The sequence below is a fragment of the Moorena sp. SIOASIH genome, assembly GCF_010671925.1.
Classification (GTDB): Bacteria; Cyanobacteriota; Cyanobacteriia; order Cyanobacteriales; family Coleofasciculaceae; genus Moorena.
On the sequence record NZ_JAAHIH010000003.1, the window covers coordinates 344,208 to 359,520 of the forward strand.

At 45.3% G+C, this 15,313-nt stretch carries 15 protein-coding genes and 1 pseudogene; 7 read left to right on the top strand and 9 right to left on the bottom strand.

The genetic code is table 11. The features are described 5' to 3' along the window. Positions 1–42 precede the first annotated feature (42 nt). Together cdaA and F6J90_RS16740 are read left to right on the top strand one after the other, a co-directional pair. Entirely contained in the window at positions 43–963 is a 921-nt protein-coding gene (cdaA, locus tag F6J90_RS16735; protein WP_008179944.1) for a diadenylate cyclase CdaA, read from the top strand. Positions 964–968: 5 nt separating this feature from the next. Next, positions 969–1,709 (top strand): isoprenyl transferase, encoded by a 741-nt coding sequence (locus F6J90_RS16740; RefSeq protein WP_293095747.1) that lies wholly within the window; start codon positions 969–971, stop codon positions 1,707–1,709. Positions 1,710–1,715: 6 nt separating this feature from the next. On the opposite strand, the gene F6J90_RS16745 is transcribed toward F6J90_RS16740, so the two are convergent. The 6 genes from F6J90_RS16745 to F6J90_RS16770 all read right to left on the bottom strand — a co-directional run bounded on the left by F6J90_RS16745 (position 1,716) and on the right by F6J90_RS16770 (position 7,433). Continuing rightward, complete coding sequence (locus F6J90_RS16745; protein ID WP_293095750.1) at positions 1,716–1,862, bottom strand: hypothetical protein; 147 nt, start codon at positions 1,860–1,862, stop codon at positions 1,716–1,718. Between the two features lie 225 nt (positions 1,863–2,087). Continuing rightward, positions 2,088–2,360 (bottom strand): DUF3143 domain-containing protein, encoded by a 273-nt coding sequence (locus F6J90_RS16750; protein WP_293095752.1) that lies wholly within the window; start codon positions 2,358–2,360, stop codon positions 2,088–2,090. Between the two features lie 214 nt (positions 2,361–2,574). Continuing rightward, on the bottom strand, positions 2,575–3,189 hold the full coding sequence (locus F6J90_RS16755; protein ID WP_293095755.1) for a J domain-containing protein: 615 nt from the start codon (positions 3,187–3,189) through the stop codon (positions 2,575–2,577). Between the two features lie 218 nt (positions 3,190–3,407). Beyond that, the gene (locus tag F6J90_RS16760) at positions 3,408–4,712 is read right to left on the bottom strand and encodes an O-antigen ligase family protein (RefSeq protein WP_293095757.1); all 1,305 of its coding nucleotides are present in this window, start codon (positions 4,710–4,712) and stop codon (positions 3,408–3,410) included. Between the two features lie 21 nt (positions 4,713–4,733). Further along, complete coding sequence (locus F6J90_RS16765; RefSeq protein ID WP_293095760.1) at positions 4,734–5,576, bottom strand: YaaW family protein; 843 nt, start codon at positions 5,574–5,576, stop codon at positions 4,734–4,736. A 1,710-nt stretch (positions 5,577–7,286) separates the two neighbouring features. After that, a complete protein-coding gene (locus tag F6J90_RS16770) occupies positions 7,287–7,433 on the bottom strand; it encodes a hypothetical protein (protein WP_293095763.1) in 147 nt (48 codons plus the stop codon). A 418-nt stretch (positions 7,434–7,851) separates the two neighbouring features. On the opposite strand from F6J90_RS16770, the pseudogene F6J90_RS16780 reads away from it, so the two are divergent. The 5 genes and pseudogenes from F6J90_RS16780 to F6J90_RS16800 all read left to right on the top strand — a co-directional run bounded on the left by F6J90_RS16780 (position 7,852) and on the right by F6J90_RS16800 (position 12,362). Continuing rightward, positions 7,852–9,185, top strand: a pseudogene (locus F6J90_RS16780) (transposase). A 253-nt stretch (positions 9,186–9,438) separates the two neighbouring features. After that, on the top strand, positions 9,439–10,350 hold the full coding sequence (locus F6J90_RS16785) for an acyl-CoA desaturase (RefSeq protein ID WP_293095766.1): 912 nt from the start codon (positions 9,439–9,441) through the stop codon (positions 10,348–10,350). Positions 10,351–10,588: 238 nt separating this feature from the next. After that, the gene (locus F6J90_RS16790) at positions 10,589–11,311 is read left to right on the top strand and encodes a pyridoxine 5'-phosphate synthase (protein WP_293095768.1); all 723 of its coding nucleotides are present in this window, start codon (positions 10,589–10,591) and stop codon (positions 11,309–11,311) included. A gap of 22 nt (positions 11,312–11,333) precedes the next feature. After that, entirely contained in the window at positions 11,334–11,657 is a 324-nt protein-coding gene (locus tag F6J90_RS16795; RefSeq protein WP_075903987.1) for an MgPME-cyclase complex family protein, read from the top strand. 54 nt (positions 11,658–11,711) lie between these two features. Then, complete coding sequence (locus tag F6J90_RS16800; protein WP_293095771.1) at positions 11,712–12,362, top strand: hypothetical protein; 651 nt, start codon at positions 11,712–11,714, stop codon at positions 12,360–12,362. 63 nt (positions 12,363–12,425) lie between these two features. Here F6J90_RS16800 and F6J90_RS16805 read toward each other — a convergent pair whose 3' ends face one another. The 3 genes from F6J90_RS16805 to folD form a co-directional block, all read right to left on the bottom strand. Continuing rightward, on the bottom strand, positions 12,426–12,881 hold the full coding sequence (locus F6J90_RS16805; protein WP_293094519.1) for a divergent PAP2 family protein: 456 nt from the start codon (positions 12,879–12,881) through the stop codon (positions 12,426–12,428). A gap of 221 nt (positions 12,882–13,102) precedes the next feature. After that, positions 13,103–14,032 carry a geranylgeranyl diphosphate synthase CrtE gene (gene crtE, locus F6J90_RS16810; protein WP_293095773.1) on the bottom strand — a complete coding sequence of 310 codons (930 nt, stop codon included), beginning with the start codon at positions 14,030–14,032 and terminating at the stop codon, positions 13,103–13,105. Positions 14,033–14,387: 355 nt separating this feature from the next. Beyond that, complete coding sequence (gene folD, locus F6J90_RS16815; protein WP_293095776.1) at positions 14,388–15,251, bottom strand: bifunctional methylenetetrahydrofolate dehydrogenase/methenyltetrahydrofolate cyclohydrolase FolD; 864 nt, start codon at positions 15,249–15,251, stop codon at positions 14,388–14,390. Positions 15,252–15,313: the final 62 nt, after the last annotated feature.

Consider the following 15,313-nt stretch of genomic DNA (forward strand, 5'->3'; position numbering starts at 1 on the left):
GTTCGACTCCATCTCCATCCTTAATCCTTTCCTGAACGTTAAATGCCTCCGTTGCCGGGTCCTGTTACTGACCATAGCTGGGCTCAGTCATTGTTGCTTCACAGCATCGATGTTGGGTTGGTTCTAGCCCTTACTTATCTTGTGCTCCTCATCATTGGGGAGCGCCGCACCTTATGGATGGTGCGAGGGCTAATTGTCCTGATGTTAGCCGCAGCAGTAAGTAATAGGTTAGGGTTGACGCTATTGAGTTTTGTGCTAGAAAAGTTGGTGGTTGGCTCAGCTGTGGCAATGGCTGTCATCTTCCAATCAGAGTTTCGTCGATTTCTTGAACAGTTAGGTCGAGGAGAGATTGTGCAGTTGTTTCAAGGACAACGACGTCCCACTCCTAAGCCTGACAGTGTAATCAATGAAATCGTAGACGCAGTCAAAGAGTTGTCTCAAAATCGAGTGGGCGCTTTGATAACTTTAGAAACCAATGGTCCAATTGATGAGCGGGATGTTTCTGTACCGGGTGTTCAGCTAAATGCTGAAATTTCTAAAGAACTACTGCAAACCATTTTCCAAACAACTACGTTGTTACACGATGGAGCGGTATTAATTCGTGGCTCTCGGGTTGTAGCTGCGGGGGTAATTTTGCCTCTTTCTGAGCGCACAGCCTCTCGGAAGCTGGGTACCCGCCATCGGGCTGCGATGGGAATTACAGAACGTGTCGAAAATTGCCTTTGTATTGTTGTATCTGAAGAGACGGGTTCAATTTCTTTGGCGGAAAAAGGAGGATTGTACCGACCACTAACTAGCACAAAACTCAAACAATTGCTAGAGGAACGATTTTCCCCAGTCGTGGATCGTGAGGTAGTTGCTCCAGGTCTACGCAACCTAGGTCGCCAATTCAAGTCCCAGGGACGGGTGCTAGTTTCACGTTTCCTCCGTCTTCCATCATCAACGTCTCAAGAGAAAAAATAACTGCTATGCAAACTATCCTAAACAAATTACCAAGCGACCTTTCACCAGACCGTTTGCCTAGACATGTGGCAGTGATTATGGATGGCAATGGTCGCTGGGCAAAACGCCGAGGACTACCTCGGGTTATAGGACATCGGCAGGGGGTGGAGGCTCTCAAAAAACTACTGCGTTGTTGTAATGATTGGGGAATCAAAGCCCTTACCGCCTATGCATTTTCTACAGAAAACTGGGGACGTCCCTTAGAAGAGGTGGAGTTTTTGATGACCTTGTTCGAGCGGGTTTTGGCTAGAGAACTTCAAGAAATGATGGAGGAGAATGTTCGGATTCAGTTTGTGGGAAATTTGACCGCCTTACCGCAATCGTTGCAAGCACAAATTGAGAACTCTATGAATGAAACTCTTAATAATACTGGCATTCAGTTTACTGTGGCTACTAACTACGGAGCACGCCAGGAAATTATACAAGCCTGTCGAGCCATTGCTACTCAGGTACAGCTTGGTCACATCCAACCAGATGACATTGACGAAGCCCTATTTTCACGTCATCTCTATACTGCCAATGTCTGTGACCCAGACTTGCTAATTCGCACTAGTGGGGAAATGCGCTTGAGCAATTTCCTGCTTTGGCAAATGGCTTATGGGGAACTTTACATCACAGATACCCTATGGCCGGATTTTGACCGTGGAGAGTTTCACCGTGCTTTGTCTACTTATCAGCAGCGCGAACGTCGGTTTGGAAAAGTCTAAGAATGGTTAAAGGTTTTTTAGTTGTTCGCCTTTGGCGTTCCCGTAGGGTAGGTTTTTTAGCTTAAGGTTTTTTAGTTGTTCGCGTAGCGTGGCCGAAAGGCCAAGGTTGCCGGTTAAAGGTTGCCGGTTAAAGGTTACAGCATAGAAAAGCAAAAGAATTTCTCCTAGTTATGAGGTACATTCAATTTTCCCATGGGCCACTCCCTACTCCCTACTCCCTGAAACCCATCGGCGTAAGTACCTCACCCAATTGAGAACTGCTGTAGTTGGAACATTCAACCTTCTAACCTTCTAACCCTTCTAACCTTCAACCTTCTAACCTTCTAACCTTCTAACCTTCAACCTTCTAACTTTCAACGACCGCAGACCCTTCACCGACTAAGGGCCACAGAAAACTGCATCTTCTATATCTTTGCGGCTGAGGGAATACTTGAAAGATCGTTGAATATCTTCTCCACCTTCCCCAGACTTGAGGTAGCGTACGATTAACTCCTCTACCTCAAGGCAAAGTTCTGCTTTCCAGGTAGGTCGATCAACACGCCAGCAATGTAGCTCCTTACTGTCTTGTTCACATCCTAGTATTTTCAGCCACCTCTCTATTTCAGGTAGAGGGTGGTTATACAAGGGGGTATCACCTGGCGGAAGTGTCATATCGAATCCGGTTAACTATTTATAATTCTTGGTGCTACATCAGTATAAAATTGAAAATTGTCAATGGTCACGTGGCAATTTTCAATTCACAATTAAGACAATTCACAATTAAGACAATTAACATTTATGGGATAAACCCTATTATAAGGGATTAACCAGAATTATAAGGGATTAACCAGACTTAATATTATAAGTTATTCTTGATCAGTTATTATTAGGGATGGGTTATCTGGGTATTTTGGGCTGATTGGTTATTAACCGGTATTTGACTATCCAACTTAGCAGGTTTCGCCTGTTGAATAGAATTAATCTGGGGTACGGTAAGCAAATCATTGCCACTGGGTTTAGAAATTAGCAGAGCAGCTTCACCTTGGGTTAATCCAATCGCTATGGCTAGTAGTAAGCAGCCTAAAAAGGTTAGTCCTAAAATGAATAAGACAAAAATCTCCCCAGCTGAAAGGGGGCGGTCAGTGGGATCAAGGTAAGCTGAGGACGAGGAGCTTGGTGGCTTTTGATTAACTGGATTGTTTAAACTAGGGGGTGGCTGAATAACATTGAGGCGGGAATAACCAATTTTTTGGTCATACATTGCTCGTCGCTCTGGATTACTCAGGGTAGCATAGGCTTCGTTCAGCTTTTGGAATTTAATCGTGGCAGTTTCAGTGGGTAAGTCGGTTGTATCAGGATGATAGCGTTTACTGAGTTGCCGATAAGCACGCCGGATGGCTATGGGTGATGCACTAGGGTGCAATCCCAGTATTTCGTAATAACTGGTTTGGTTTGGGTTTTGGCGATTCCTAATGTTTTGTCTGACCCGATCTTGTGCCACCGCAGTTTTATCCTAACTGGTTAGACAACGCTTTCGATTATTGTGACATCTGGAAGGATCCTGATTTTCTAATCCTGGCACAAAACCCGACAATTCGGGTAAACCAAGCTTGACTTCGCGTATTCTAGGGAGCATGGCAGCGGTTATCCTGACCCTTGCTTAGATGACTCCTTTTCAACTAAGGTTTAGCCAATTACCTTATATATAACTCAGGTAGATTAAATGTGACACACCACGCCACGAATTGCTGACAACAACAGCCACCCCAAGGTATTAACCCGAAAATCAAACAGAGTTACATCCAGCAGATTGAATAGAGTACAGCTGCCAAAAGCCACCAGATAACTGAACAGAATTAAGTTGTCTTGATGCCCATCTTTTCTAGTGGTCGGAGTTGCAACGGTTGACCAAACCCTTAATAGTTGGATACCTTGAACCATAATCCAGCCAACTAATCCACTCAACATCAGTGTGCCTGGGATGCCAGTTTCAGCAGTCAACATTAGAGGTAGATTATGGGGATGACCAAGCCAGACTTCCATTTGTGACTGGTAAAGAGGAGTGAAATTGCGTAACCCCCAACCCAACCAGGGACGTTCCTGAATCATGGACCAAGTAAATTTCCACTGGGTTGTCCTCAAGGTAGCGATGGGCCGGTCGGGATACAACTGGTCAGACAATCGCATCCAAAAGTATGCTGGGACAATACTACGCAGCCATTGACGCCCTAGCATTGGACCAAATGATGCCCACAGAACACTACCAACAGCAGCAGTAACTCCTGTCACCAGCCAGTACCAACCTAAGTAAAGGGCAAAGGCAAGGCAAGCCAAAACAGCGATTATCCAAGCATTGCGGGAGTTGGTCAAAACTAGTGCGATCGCATTACCGATCACCACCACACTCAAGAACAACAGCGGATAATCGAATTGATGCCAGCTCCAACGCTTAGCTTGAAACCTCTCAATCCACAGCCCTATCCCTAAAATTAATGGTATTTGTAGATAAGCGGCTAGGATATTGGCATACAAAAACACTGAATCCATCCGACCTGGAGGATTGCCGTTAGCTACCAAGGTTGAACCAAAGACTAGTGATAAGACTTTTGGGCTAGTCCAACCCAAAACCATCTGAGCAAAACCCAGTATAGTTACTGCTAGGGAAGGAATAACTAGAATCCAGGCTAATTGCCTCAGCTGTGCTGGGGTTTGGATGAGGGTAGACAAACCAGCGAAAACGGCGAAGAAGGGGATAAAATTCCCTAAACCTAGGAACGCTTCTGTGGGGTTAAATGCTAAACTAGCAGTAATGAGCAACCAGATACTCAAAATAGCCAAGCCCCAGTTTAGGGGTTTTGAGATCATACTGGCGTACTTTTGCCGCCAAGTATCTCCCACAGCTAGTACTAACCCCACTGCCCCTAAAGCTGGAAATAGGGGAAAGATCAGAGTTCCCAGCTTCGCGCAGTTCCAAGCTACTTGTAGGTGATTGTCTGGATGTCTATACTTTCCCAATCTAGCCACTAAGCATTACTATGAATAAATCTAAACTGGTTCCCAGCACTCAGCACGAATCAGGCGGATTTGTGCTAAGGTTAAGATTGTTGGAATAATCCGACCGTAGTTGGTTGCGATCGCTCTCCAGCCTAAGTCAACGAAGAAATAGCTCCACATGATCGGACCTAGGCAGGCAAAAACACTCCGAGTAACCCCATAACGAGCAGCACTCAGTGCCATTCCCTGTCGTGCTGTTTGTAGTGTCAAGTAGTTCTGAAACTGAGCTGCTGCTGCCAAACCCCCCTTCACTAGGGCTTGTTTAGCCACCTGATAGCGAGCGAAATGCAGGGCAAACTGACGTGCCACCTGTTGCAGTATTATTGGCTTTAGAATCGAGGTCAATGCTAGGGCGCTACCACCTTTGAGTAAAAATTCTATAGGATTGTGCTGGATTTGTACAGGTAAGGGTTCAGGGAGTTTTGACTTAGCTAAGCATTTCTGTACCTGTACTGTTAGGGATTGCTGCTCTTGGGTTGGTAAGCGTTTCCAGGTTTTCTCCATTAGGTGAAGAAATATTTCTGCTTCCAAGTCAGTTGTAGTCAGACGTTGAGAGTAAGGAATTTTGAGGTAACGACAAACTTGAATCAGGGCTTGTCGGTAGGTTACTTCACTCGTGCGTCCCTTGAGTACTGTTACTCCATCTGCTGCCAAGAAGCGAAATCGCTCTTCTAGGGAATCCAACCAAGCTTCACGGTTTTGGCTTTGGATATCGATTGGCTCAGGGAGCTGAAGGTAATCTAAGGGATTAAACCTACGACAGAATAGAATGTCTGTCACTTGTTGTAACTCTTCAACGGTTGCTAACTCTAACGCAGTTCTCAGCTCATCCAACGTTCTTCCCTCCACAACCCCGTTTTTAGTGCTGTCCTCTATTCTACTCCTATCAGTTTTCTAGTAGGAGTTTGAATCTACTTTGATGTAGTAAGCTGTTAGGCATTTGGCAGCTATGCTGAAGCGACGGGTTGGCCTTTATGGGGGGATTTGTCCCACTCGCGCTTTCCATCAAGACACGGACAAGAGTTTCAGGTTTTTTTTTGATTTAATAAATGAATGCAGTCGGCCCCACGGGGGTTTCTATCACTCGCGCTTTGCATCAAGACAATGTCGTTTAAATGCCCGACAGCTTATTAATAAGAAAAGGATGAATGTGGGGTATAATATACCCGCCCTTAAATTTAACAAAACTCGCGGAATTCCCCACCGTCTTTCACGGTGTTGAAATTACCGTAAGGGAGTGGAGCCTTTATAGTTAGAGGGTTATGCGTAAAAGGGTTAAGGTTTTTGTAATAAGGCTCCACTCCCTAAGGCGCGCGTCTCTAGGATGGATAGCGAGACGACAACTAGAGCGCGGTGCTAAAATAAAAGTGGTCGATGACCCTCCTGACTGACTAAAAGGCTACCTTCAAGGTGTAAAAGTACGCTTGAGAGTTCAGGGTCAGAAGTTACCGCAAGAATAAGGCAGCCTTTATGGTTGGTCGGCTATGGGTAAAAGGGTTAAAACTTTATGATTAAGGCTGCCTTATTCTAAGGTTTCGTCTCCGGGAAGAGACTTGCCCCAGCTGGTCAGCTATCGCTGTAATTCCAAGGTAAGTCTGTCGCAAAAATATGCGTCGATAGAAGGCGGATGTCTGCCTGTGGACGCTGAGTAAGACCAATTCTAGGAGGCGCGCGCCTCCTAGGCCGGGGAACCCGGCCTAGGGTCGCGCCTCTGGTTGAGGCATCGGGGACGCGCGCGGGAAACCTCGTTCGCGTAGCGTCGGCTTTGCCGAAAGACGAATAAAACCGTCCCTGATTGAACTGAGAATGGGAAGCCCCAACCGAGAGCGTTGCAGGTTGGGGTACTTCACAAGTCGATAACCCTCAATTCTTCAGCCTTTCCAGGCAAGGGGTGAATCAAAGATGTAAGGATATTGCCATCTGCTCTACCATTGAGCTACCTGCCCCATGAGTTGTTGGTGTAGCGGAGGGGGATTTGAACCCGCAACCTCCGGTGAATCAAGGGTGGGGTTCCTTGATAATACGATAACCGATACTTTTTAGCTACCAAAATCTACTTTGCAGATTTTAGCCCACTAATGCAAGCTGCTCTCGCAGCCAGGGGGTATCTCCCAAGGCCAAGATAGGTTTTGTTCCGCTCAAGGCGCATAAATCTGTGTTTAATAGAAAACGCAACCACTATCATGGTTTGCTTTGGTTTTCGGCTTCAATTCAAGGAACCAGAATGTTTTCAATGACACTAGAAAACTAATCAAAGTCTAACATATTTTTGGAGATACTGCCAGATATTTGGATAAAATCGTCAACAACAGTGGCTAGCCCTCAATTCTTCGGCCCTTTCGGGCAAAATTGGCGCTCTCCCATTGAGCTACCCGCTACATGACAAGCTAAACCCAAACAAGATTGCTAAATGATTTGCTTGAGTTACTTTTATAATACATTTATAACACAGAAAAAATGAAGCGTCAAGTTTTTAGGGGCAAGATCACTCAAGAAATTTACCGCGATTGGCGCAGTCGTTTGGCTCCAATGGTTTGGCTCGAATTAGGGTATGCGTTCGCGTAGCGGCTCTGTTCGCGTAGCGTGGCCTTTGGCCTTAAGAGTATCGCAACAGAAGTCTTTACAGTTACCAGAGCCAATCCGGATCAGTATGCTACTCTGGTAGACGGTGACTAAATTAAAACTTTCCATAGCCAGAAGCCAGACGATTTTGAAGAAACTTTCATTGATGAAGAGGCGAGTTCAAGTTAAACCCAATTCTAAACATCAAAAGATAGAAGACTCAGACGATGGGAGACTCAAGGTGCATTTGAAGTCACCACCTGTAGATAGGCTTTGCCAATCAGGAGTTAGTTGAGTTGTTGGCTCAAAGGTTTAAGGTCCCAAAGTCTCTTATCCAACTAAACGGGCAAGGGGTCTCCCGTTATAATCTCCGATTTAACGGGAGGGGAATTGCCCGACAGTGTCTGGAAGTTCTCAACAGATTGGCCTCTGGCCACGCTTTCGGCAGAGCCGACGCTGCTTGAGGTGCGAACGTAAGTGGTACAATAGCATTGTGATATTAACGTACTGCTACAAAATCAAACCAAGTCCCGAACAGATAGCCATCATGGAAAGGTGGCTTGAATTGTTGCGTCTTCACTGGAACTATGCTCTAGGGCAACGACTTGATTGGCTCAATCGGACTCGTTCCCCGATTGATAGATGTAGCTTAATCAGTGAGCCGATAGGTGTTATCCCAGAACCGGTTAACTATTACACTCAACAAGCGGCTCTCAAGGAAACTAAGCGACTGTTTCCTGAGTACAAGCAAATCTATGCAGAAACTCAGCAAGTCAACTTGCAACGACTCAATAAAGCGTGGGATAGATGGAGGAAGCCTGACGCTAATGGTAAACGTGGTGGTAGACCTCGATTCAAGAAAGCGGGAGAACTTCGATCGCGCAGCGTGACCAAAGGTCAATCATTCGTTTTTCCTAGGATCAATAGTTCAAAGGCGGGAGCACACCTGGCTGATGGGATCTTAAAACTAAGCCGAATTGGGTCAATACCTGTCGTAATGCATCGGTCATTACCCATTGGCTTTACCCTTAAGCAATGCACTATTGTCAAGAAGGCCGATGGCTGGTATTGCTGTATCTCAATGAAAGATGATACAGTTCCCGAACTTTTGCCTATTGGCTCTGTCAAGTCTGCCGTCGGAATTGATGTTGGGCTAGAAAAGTTTTTGACTACTTCCGATGGCGAGGCGGTACCTATCCCGCAGTTTTACAGAAAAGCTCAGGATAAGCTGGCTCAAGCTCAAAAAGCAATGTCGCGCCGTGTATTGGGCTCTAATAACTGGAAAAAAGCCAAGCACAAAGTCGCCTTAATGCACCTTTATCTGACTCGTTGTCGGAAAGAGTTTCATTATCAGGTTGCTCATTGGTTGTGCGGTAAGTACGACCATTATTCTCACGAAAATTTAAACATCAAAGGGCTGGCTCGAACTAGGGCACGCAAAGTCAATAAATGATGCAGCTTGGGGAGCTTTTTTGGAGATATTACAAGCAGTGGCGGTCAAACGCGGTTTGTTAGTCCAGGAAGTCAACCCACGAGGTACAAGCATTGAGTGTTTTAATTGCGGTTCCAGGGCCCTTGAAAAGTTTAAGCGTACGCGTTCATTGTTGTTCGAGCTGTAATATCAAAATCGATTCGGCGTTCGCGAAGCGTGGCCTTCGGCCTCAGCCGACGCTGCGCGAACGTGATTGGAACAGTGGTATCAACATTTTGAATCGTGGATTATTGGCGGTTGGACTGCCGCTCAATGGCTGCGGTAAATCAATACAGGATATTGAGGAACAGCAAGTCTCATTTGTGAATTTGAGAAGCCCACATCAAATCAAAGATTATGATGTGGGAGTAGTCACATTAAGTCAGGTTTATCCTCAAGGAATAAATTAATTGAAATCAACACCAATGCCTAGGTCGCTTCAAGAGGTTAACCATGACCAATACCGTCATGATTAGCCCAAATATAACTGAAATTCCCCGGGATTGGAGGATAAGCGCGGACAATACAACTCCAACCAAATCCAAAAATCCCAGTTGAGAGCCTTCGTGCTAAGCACGGAGGTATAGTCCAAACAGAGCCAGACTGACAAGCAATCGGATATGCTTAGTTTTGGTGTATTAGTATTTTATTGAAACAACACAAGTGTCAATCTCTTCATCTACTTCCCCAGAAGTTAGCACACTCCAGAAAACTGTAGTTACTATCGTTATCGCCATGTCCCCTGTGGGAGTAATCGCTGCGATAGTAGTTATGTTCCTTGAGAAACTGAACGTCCAGCCTCTCGATATTGGTCTTTTTCTCGGGATGTACATCCTGAATTTCATCGGGATTACCGTCGGGTATCACAGGCTTTTTAGCCATCGTGCCTTTCAGACTGGACCATTTGTAAGGGCATTCTTAGCCATTGCCGGATGCATGGCAGCTCAAGGACCAGTCACTAGCTGGGTTCACCATCATCGCTGCCATCATATTTACTCTGACCAAGACGGAGACACTCACTCACCCCATCTTCACCAGGGAGGATTTTGGGGATTTATCCAAGGGTTTTGGCATTCCCATATTGCTTGGATTGTAAATGTGGATTGGCAGCCTCCCTATAAGTACGCTCCTGACCTAATCAAGGACAAGCTGATCCAAAGAATAGACAAGCTCTACGCCTTTTGGGTATTGCTGTCCCTGTTAATCCCTGGTTTACTGGGTGGAGTCTTGAGTGGTTCTCTGTCAGGAGTATTAGGTGGTTTAATCTGGGGCGGAGCATTTCGGATTTTTCTGGTGCGTCAAATCACCTTTTGTGTCAACTCAGTTTGCCACCTCTGGGGAAACGAGCTGTTTACTACCTCTGATATGAGCAAGAACAATCCTATCGTCGCCATCTTGACCCTTGGTGAAGGGTGGCACAATAATCACCATGCCTTTCCCAACTCAGCAAGATTTGGACATCATTGGTGGCAACTTGACCTGGGTTGGTTGTTCATCCTGCTGCTTAAGCGCTTAGGACTGGCCTGGAATGTCAAATTACCATCCTCAGACCAACTGCAACCTAGAAGCATCTAATCCCAGGATTAAGAATTTCAGGTGAACTACCCCTCGCTGCGCACGCCCGCGAGGGGCTTTCTAATTCACGGGGGACTGTCTTGTAGACACTTGATAGATAATCTCTCTAGATGTTCCCTCCCCCTGTTAAACTAGAAAAGGCTATGTTGCTCAAAGCTAAGGTTGTAAAGCCTTGGAATTCAAGACCAAGCTGCGCTATGGTCGTGGCTAGGATGTCAAATCCAGGAGAAAAACATTCGTGCTAACACTGGGCGTAAATATCGACCATATTGCCACAATTCGTCAGGCACGGCGCACTGTAGAACCTGACCCAGTGGCAGCAGCGGTGTTGGCAGAGCTTGCTGGTGCGGATGGCATCACCGCACATCTAAGAGAAGACCGACGTCACATTCAACAGAGGGACATTGCTCTGTTGAGACAAACGGTGCGAACTCATCTGAATTTGGAAATGGCACCTACCGATGAAATGGTAGCGATCGCTCTAGATGTCAAACCCGATTACGTTACCCTCGTACCAGAAAAACGAGAAGAAGTGACTACCGAGGGAGGGCTAGATGTAGCAGGGCAAATGCCTCGCCTTAGTGAGGTTGTAGCCCAGTTACAGAGCGCTGGTATTCCCGTTAGCTTATTTATAGACGCTGATCCTGCCCAAATCGATGCTTCTGCTCAAACAAAAGCTAAATTTATTGAGCTTCATACGGGGAGTTATGCAGAAGCTACTGATGAAGTCAGTCAGGCTAAAGAATTAAAAGTTTTGGCCTCCGGATGCCAACAAGCGATTGCTGCTGGCTTACGAGTCAATGCTGGTCATGGTCTTACCTACTGGAATGTTTACCCGGTTGCTTGTATCGAAGGTATGGAAGAACTCAATATTGGTCATAGCATCATTGCTCGGGCATCTCTGGTGGGTATAGAACGGGCGGTCAGAGAAATGAAACAAGCGATGCAAGGTAAATTTTGAGCTTTCCTCAGTAACTGAAACTATGCAAACTTACTACTACGTTTTAGCCAGTCAAAAGTTCCTTGAAGAAGAACCATTGGAGGAAGTACTTCGGGAACGTACCAGGCACTACCATGAACAGGAAAAAGAAATAGACTTTTGGTTAGTCAACCAGCCAGCATTCTTGGAAAGTTCCCAAATGTCCCAGGTAAAGCAGGAATGTCCGCAACCAGCAACGGCGATAATTTCTACTAATCCTAAGTTCATCACCTGGTTAAAGCTGCGCCTAGAATTTGTCAAAACTGGTGAATTTCAGGCACCATCAGATAGTATACCTGACCCTCTAGCGTCTCTGGCATCAGTTTGATGGTTAGTTTTTTGCTTCCAAGACAGTGGCTATAGGTCTACTATCTAATCATCTATGACCAGGGAAACAATACAGTTTATTTTACAAATTTTCTCAATAGCACTGGCTGCTTTAGCTGGTGTCTTTGATTCAGTTTATGCTCAACCAATAGCTGCTCAATGCCAACCACCACAAAACGGTGAGTACATTTTGTTAGTGCTTAGCCGAATTAGGAAAAATCACGAACAAATTCAACGAATTTTACCAAGTAGCGCAAAAACGGATTTTTGTCAATATTTGGAAGACAGAGTAACTCGCGTTGGGGGTTTCAGAGGCATTAACGATGCTAAAGATTGGGCACGCTATCTGGATCAGGTAGTGGGATACTCAGCTTTTGTAGTTCAATCTCCACCGTCAAGCCAGCCTAATACTATACAGCCTACTACTATACCACCAGGTTATACTCCTCAGGGATTGGGTGATGGTTATGCAGTTCTGGTGGACTACTTCAATCAACCAGAAGTGGCATCCCGACTAGAGCAACTACTGGGCGTCAATGTGGGCTTGGTTTCTTATGCTCAGCGACCTTACTTACTAACAGTACACACAACTAGTGAAACCCAAGCTAACTCAATCTTAAGGCGACTGAGCGCAGGGGGGTTTTGGGCAATGGTTGTTGATAGTCGCCGAGTTACCCTACTAAAACGTAAGGTGGTTCGCTTTTAACTAGTTCCGTTTGAACTAGGTAATGGCAAATTACTAATTAAAATTACCAATTAACACGATCGATCAATAAGCCGTTGCTGCTATGCAAGAAATAGCGATACCTAACACCAAACCAACAAGCACCTGAAAGGGTGTATGACCTAATAATTCCTTAAGGCGGTCTTCTTTCAACTCTTTGTCTTCGCTAAACAACTCATCGATAATTTGGTTGAGAATGCGAGCTTGCTTACCGGCAGCTTGCCGGACACCAGCAGCATCGTACATGACTATGATGGCAAACACTAAAGCGATCGCAAACTCTGGAGAAGCCCATCCCACCGTTTGTCCTACACCAAATGCCAAGGCAGTGACGAATGCTGAGTGAGAACTAGGCATTCCACCAGCAGTCATCAATACCTGAAGATTAGGTTTGCGATTTTTGGTTAGATCAACCAAAAACTTAAAGAGTTGAGCCACCAGACAAGCAATGAGCGCAACCAGCAACACCTGGTTGTTTAGGATGTCGCTAAAGTCCTGCATAATTATTTATTTTAAATTGGTCATTGGTCATCGATAACTCAGCATTGGGGAAACGATGAAGTATGAAGGATCAAGTATGAATTATGAAGTATGTTCCCTGGATAGCGTCCCTTCTATGGTATAATTAAGGATGAAGTGTGTTTGTTTTTGGTGTTCCTGTAGGCTAGGATTAAACACTTCATCCTTTAATTTTCGTTAGCCTTCCCCCAATACCAAGTACCTTAATGAGTACGATTCACAATAAAGTCAGCGATCGCAATCAGGGGTTGAGCTTTTTCCCCAAAGGATTCCATTTGAGCTTTTGCCTCATTCACCAGCTCCTGGGCTTTGGTTTTTGATGCCTCTAGCCCCAAGAGACTAGGATAAGTTGCCTTTTGTGCTTTAACATCCTTACCTGCTGTTTTACCTAGTTCCTCCTGGGTAGCCGTGATATCTAGGATGTCATCGACAATTTGAAATGCTAAACCAATATTTTGGGCATATTTGGAGAGCCTTTGTAAGTTAGCTGTCGTTGCCCCTGCCAATATTCCACCACAAACTACACAGGCTTCTAGCAAAGCACCAGTTTTATGAGTATGGATAAAGGTGAGCGTTTCTTCTTTAATATCCGACTTACCTTCTGATTCGAGATCAAGCACTTGACCCCCAACCAATCCGGATGCACCGACTGCTCTACCCAACCACGCAACTACCTGCAAAACTTGGGGAGCTGGTACATTTTTAGTTTGAGCCGCCGCATATTCAAATGCATAAGCTAATAAACCATCACCTGCGAGGATGGCAATGTCCTCACCAAATACTTTGTGGTTAGTTAGTTTACCCCGACGGTAATCGTCATTGTCCATTGCTGGTAGGTCATCATGAATCAATGACATGGTATGGATCATTTCCAGAGCGCAGGAGGTTGGCATTGCCATCTCCACCGTGCCACCCATCAGCTCACAGGTAGCTAGGCACAGAATCGGGCGCAAGCGTTTACCTCCAGCCAAAAGAGAATAACGCATTGCCTCGTAAATTTTGTCGGGCTCCATTCGGGGCAGAGCCTGGTCTAAAGCTGACTCAATTAGAGCCTTTCGCTCTTTTAAGTAAGTTAGTAAGTCTAAACTTGGGGATTCCCTCTTGGGGGTAGGTCGCCCCTCCGTCGCTACCATGCCTTGATTCCTTGATTATCTGATTCTTCTAACAATTTTACGGGGCTGGGGGTCTTCTTGAAACTCCCTTGTCATATTCTCGTGCTTCTCGTTTGATGGACAAAGCTCTTTAGTGATGGTATTTAGGATTGTCGAGTTGTGAAATTTATAAGTAGCGCTAAACTAAAGTCTATCCCTCCCAAGCCCAAAATTTAATATGTTCTTAAACAAACAACTTTAATATTCTTAGATTTTATAGCTTTCAGTTTTTTTAATTATTCCTTTTTTTGACCTAGCCTCCTGTGAATTGAAATGATTTTATTCATAAACAAAGGTTCAATAGGCTCTTGTCAATCCTCACTCCTAGCCAAACTGTTCAACAATACCTCTTTGTATAACTAAGGATTGTATTATTTAGTAGCATAGCCACTGTCATCGGTCCGACGCCACCAGGGACAGGGGTAATATATCGCGCAGTTTCCTGAACAGAGTCAAAGTGTACATCTCCCACAAGACGAGATTTTTCTTGTTGATCACCAACACGATTGATCCCAACATCAATTACGACAGCTCCTGGTTTTACCATGTCCCTGGTAATCAGTTGAGGTCGTCCCACAGCTGCTACTAAAATATCAGCGCGATGTGTCAGCTCCCCCAGATCTTGGGTGCGCGAATGAGCAATTGTGACTGTAGCGTTGGCTTCTAGTAGCATCAGTGCCAGAGGTTTACCTACTAAAATACTACGTCCTACCACTACTGTCTTTTGACCAGACAAATTAATCTGGTACTCTTGCAACAGGCGCATTATCCCTGCTGGTGTACAGCTACGTAAACCAGGCTCTCCCCTGAGCAGACGACCTAGATTAACAGGGTGTAATCCATCAACATCTTTATCCGGATGGATTTGGTGCAGTAATGAAACAGCATCTAGGTGGTCGGGTAAGGGCAGCTGGAGCAGAATTCCATCTACACGCTGATCTTGATTGAGGGCGTTAATGGTTTCCTCGAGTTCTGCTTGGGACGTGTTACTGGGAAAATGACGACCAAAAGAATTAATCCCCACCTTACCACAGGCACGTTCCTTATTACGAACATAGGCAGCGCTAGCAGGGTTGTCACCTACCATCAACACTGCTAATCCAGGTGGTCGTCCATGTTTCAAGGTCAGCTTCTGTGTCTGTTCTTGCAGCTGGGTCTGAATTTTTTTAGCTATGGTCTTACCATCGAGTATGTTGGTCATTGGTCAATTGGGTTAAACAGTGTAGACGGGTGTACAGATGCTGCCTACTTGGGTTAAAACAT

What these genes read in the sequence shown, in the direction of transcription:
- cdaA (WP_008179944.1), top strand. Translation starts at nt 43, where the DNA reads ATGCCTCCGTTGCCGGGTCCTGTTACTGACCATAGCTGGGCTCAGTCA.
- F6J90_RS16740 (WP_293095747.1), top strand. Translation starts at nt 969, where the DNA reads ATGCAAACTATCCTAAACAAATTACCAAGCGACCTTTCACCAGACCGT.
- F6J90_RS16750 (WP_293095752.1), bottom strand. Translation starts at nt 2,360, where the DNA reads ATGACACTTCCGCCAGGTGATACCCCCTTGTATAACCACCCTCTACCT.
- F6J90_RS16770 (WP_293095763.1), bottom strand. Translation starts at nt 7,433, where the DNA reads ATGGAAAGTTTTAATTTAGTCACCGTCTACCAGAGTAGCATACTGATC.
- F6J90_RS16795 (WP_075903987.1), top strand. Translation starts at nt 11,334, where the DNA reads ATGCAAACTTACTACTACGTTTTAGCCAGTCAAAAGTTCCTTGAAGAA.
- F6J90_RS16800 (WP_293095771.1), top strand. Translation starts at nt 11,712, where the DNA reads ATGACCAGGGAAACAATACAGTTTATTTTACAAATTTTCTCAATAGCA.
- F6J90_RS16805 (WP_293094519.1), bottom strand. Translation starts at nt 12,881, where the DNA reads ATGCAGGACTTTAGCGACATCCTAAACAACCAGGTGTTGCTGGTTGCG.
- crtE (WP_293095773.1), bottom strand. Translation starts at nt 14,032, where the DNA reads ATGGTAGCGACGGAGGGGCGACCTACCCCCAAGAGGGAATCCCCAAGT.
- folD (WP_293095776.1), bottom strand. Translation starts at nt 15,251, where the DNA reads ATGACCAACATACTCGATGGTAAGACCATAGCTAAAAAAATTCAGACC.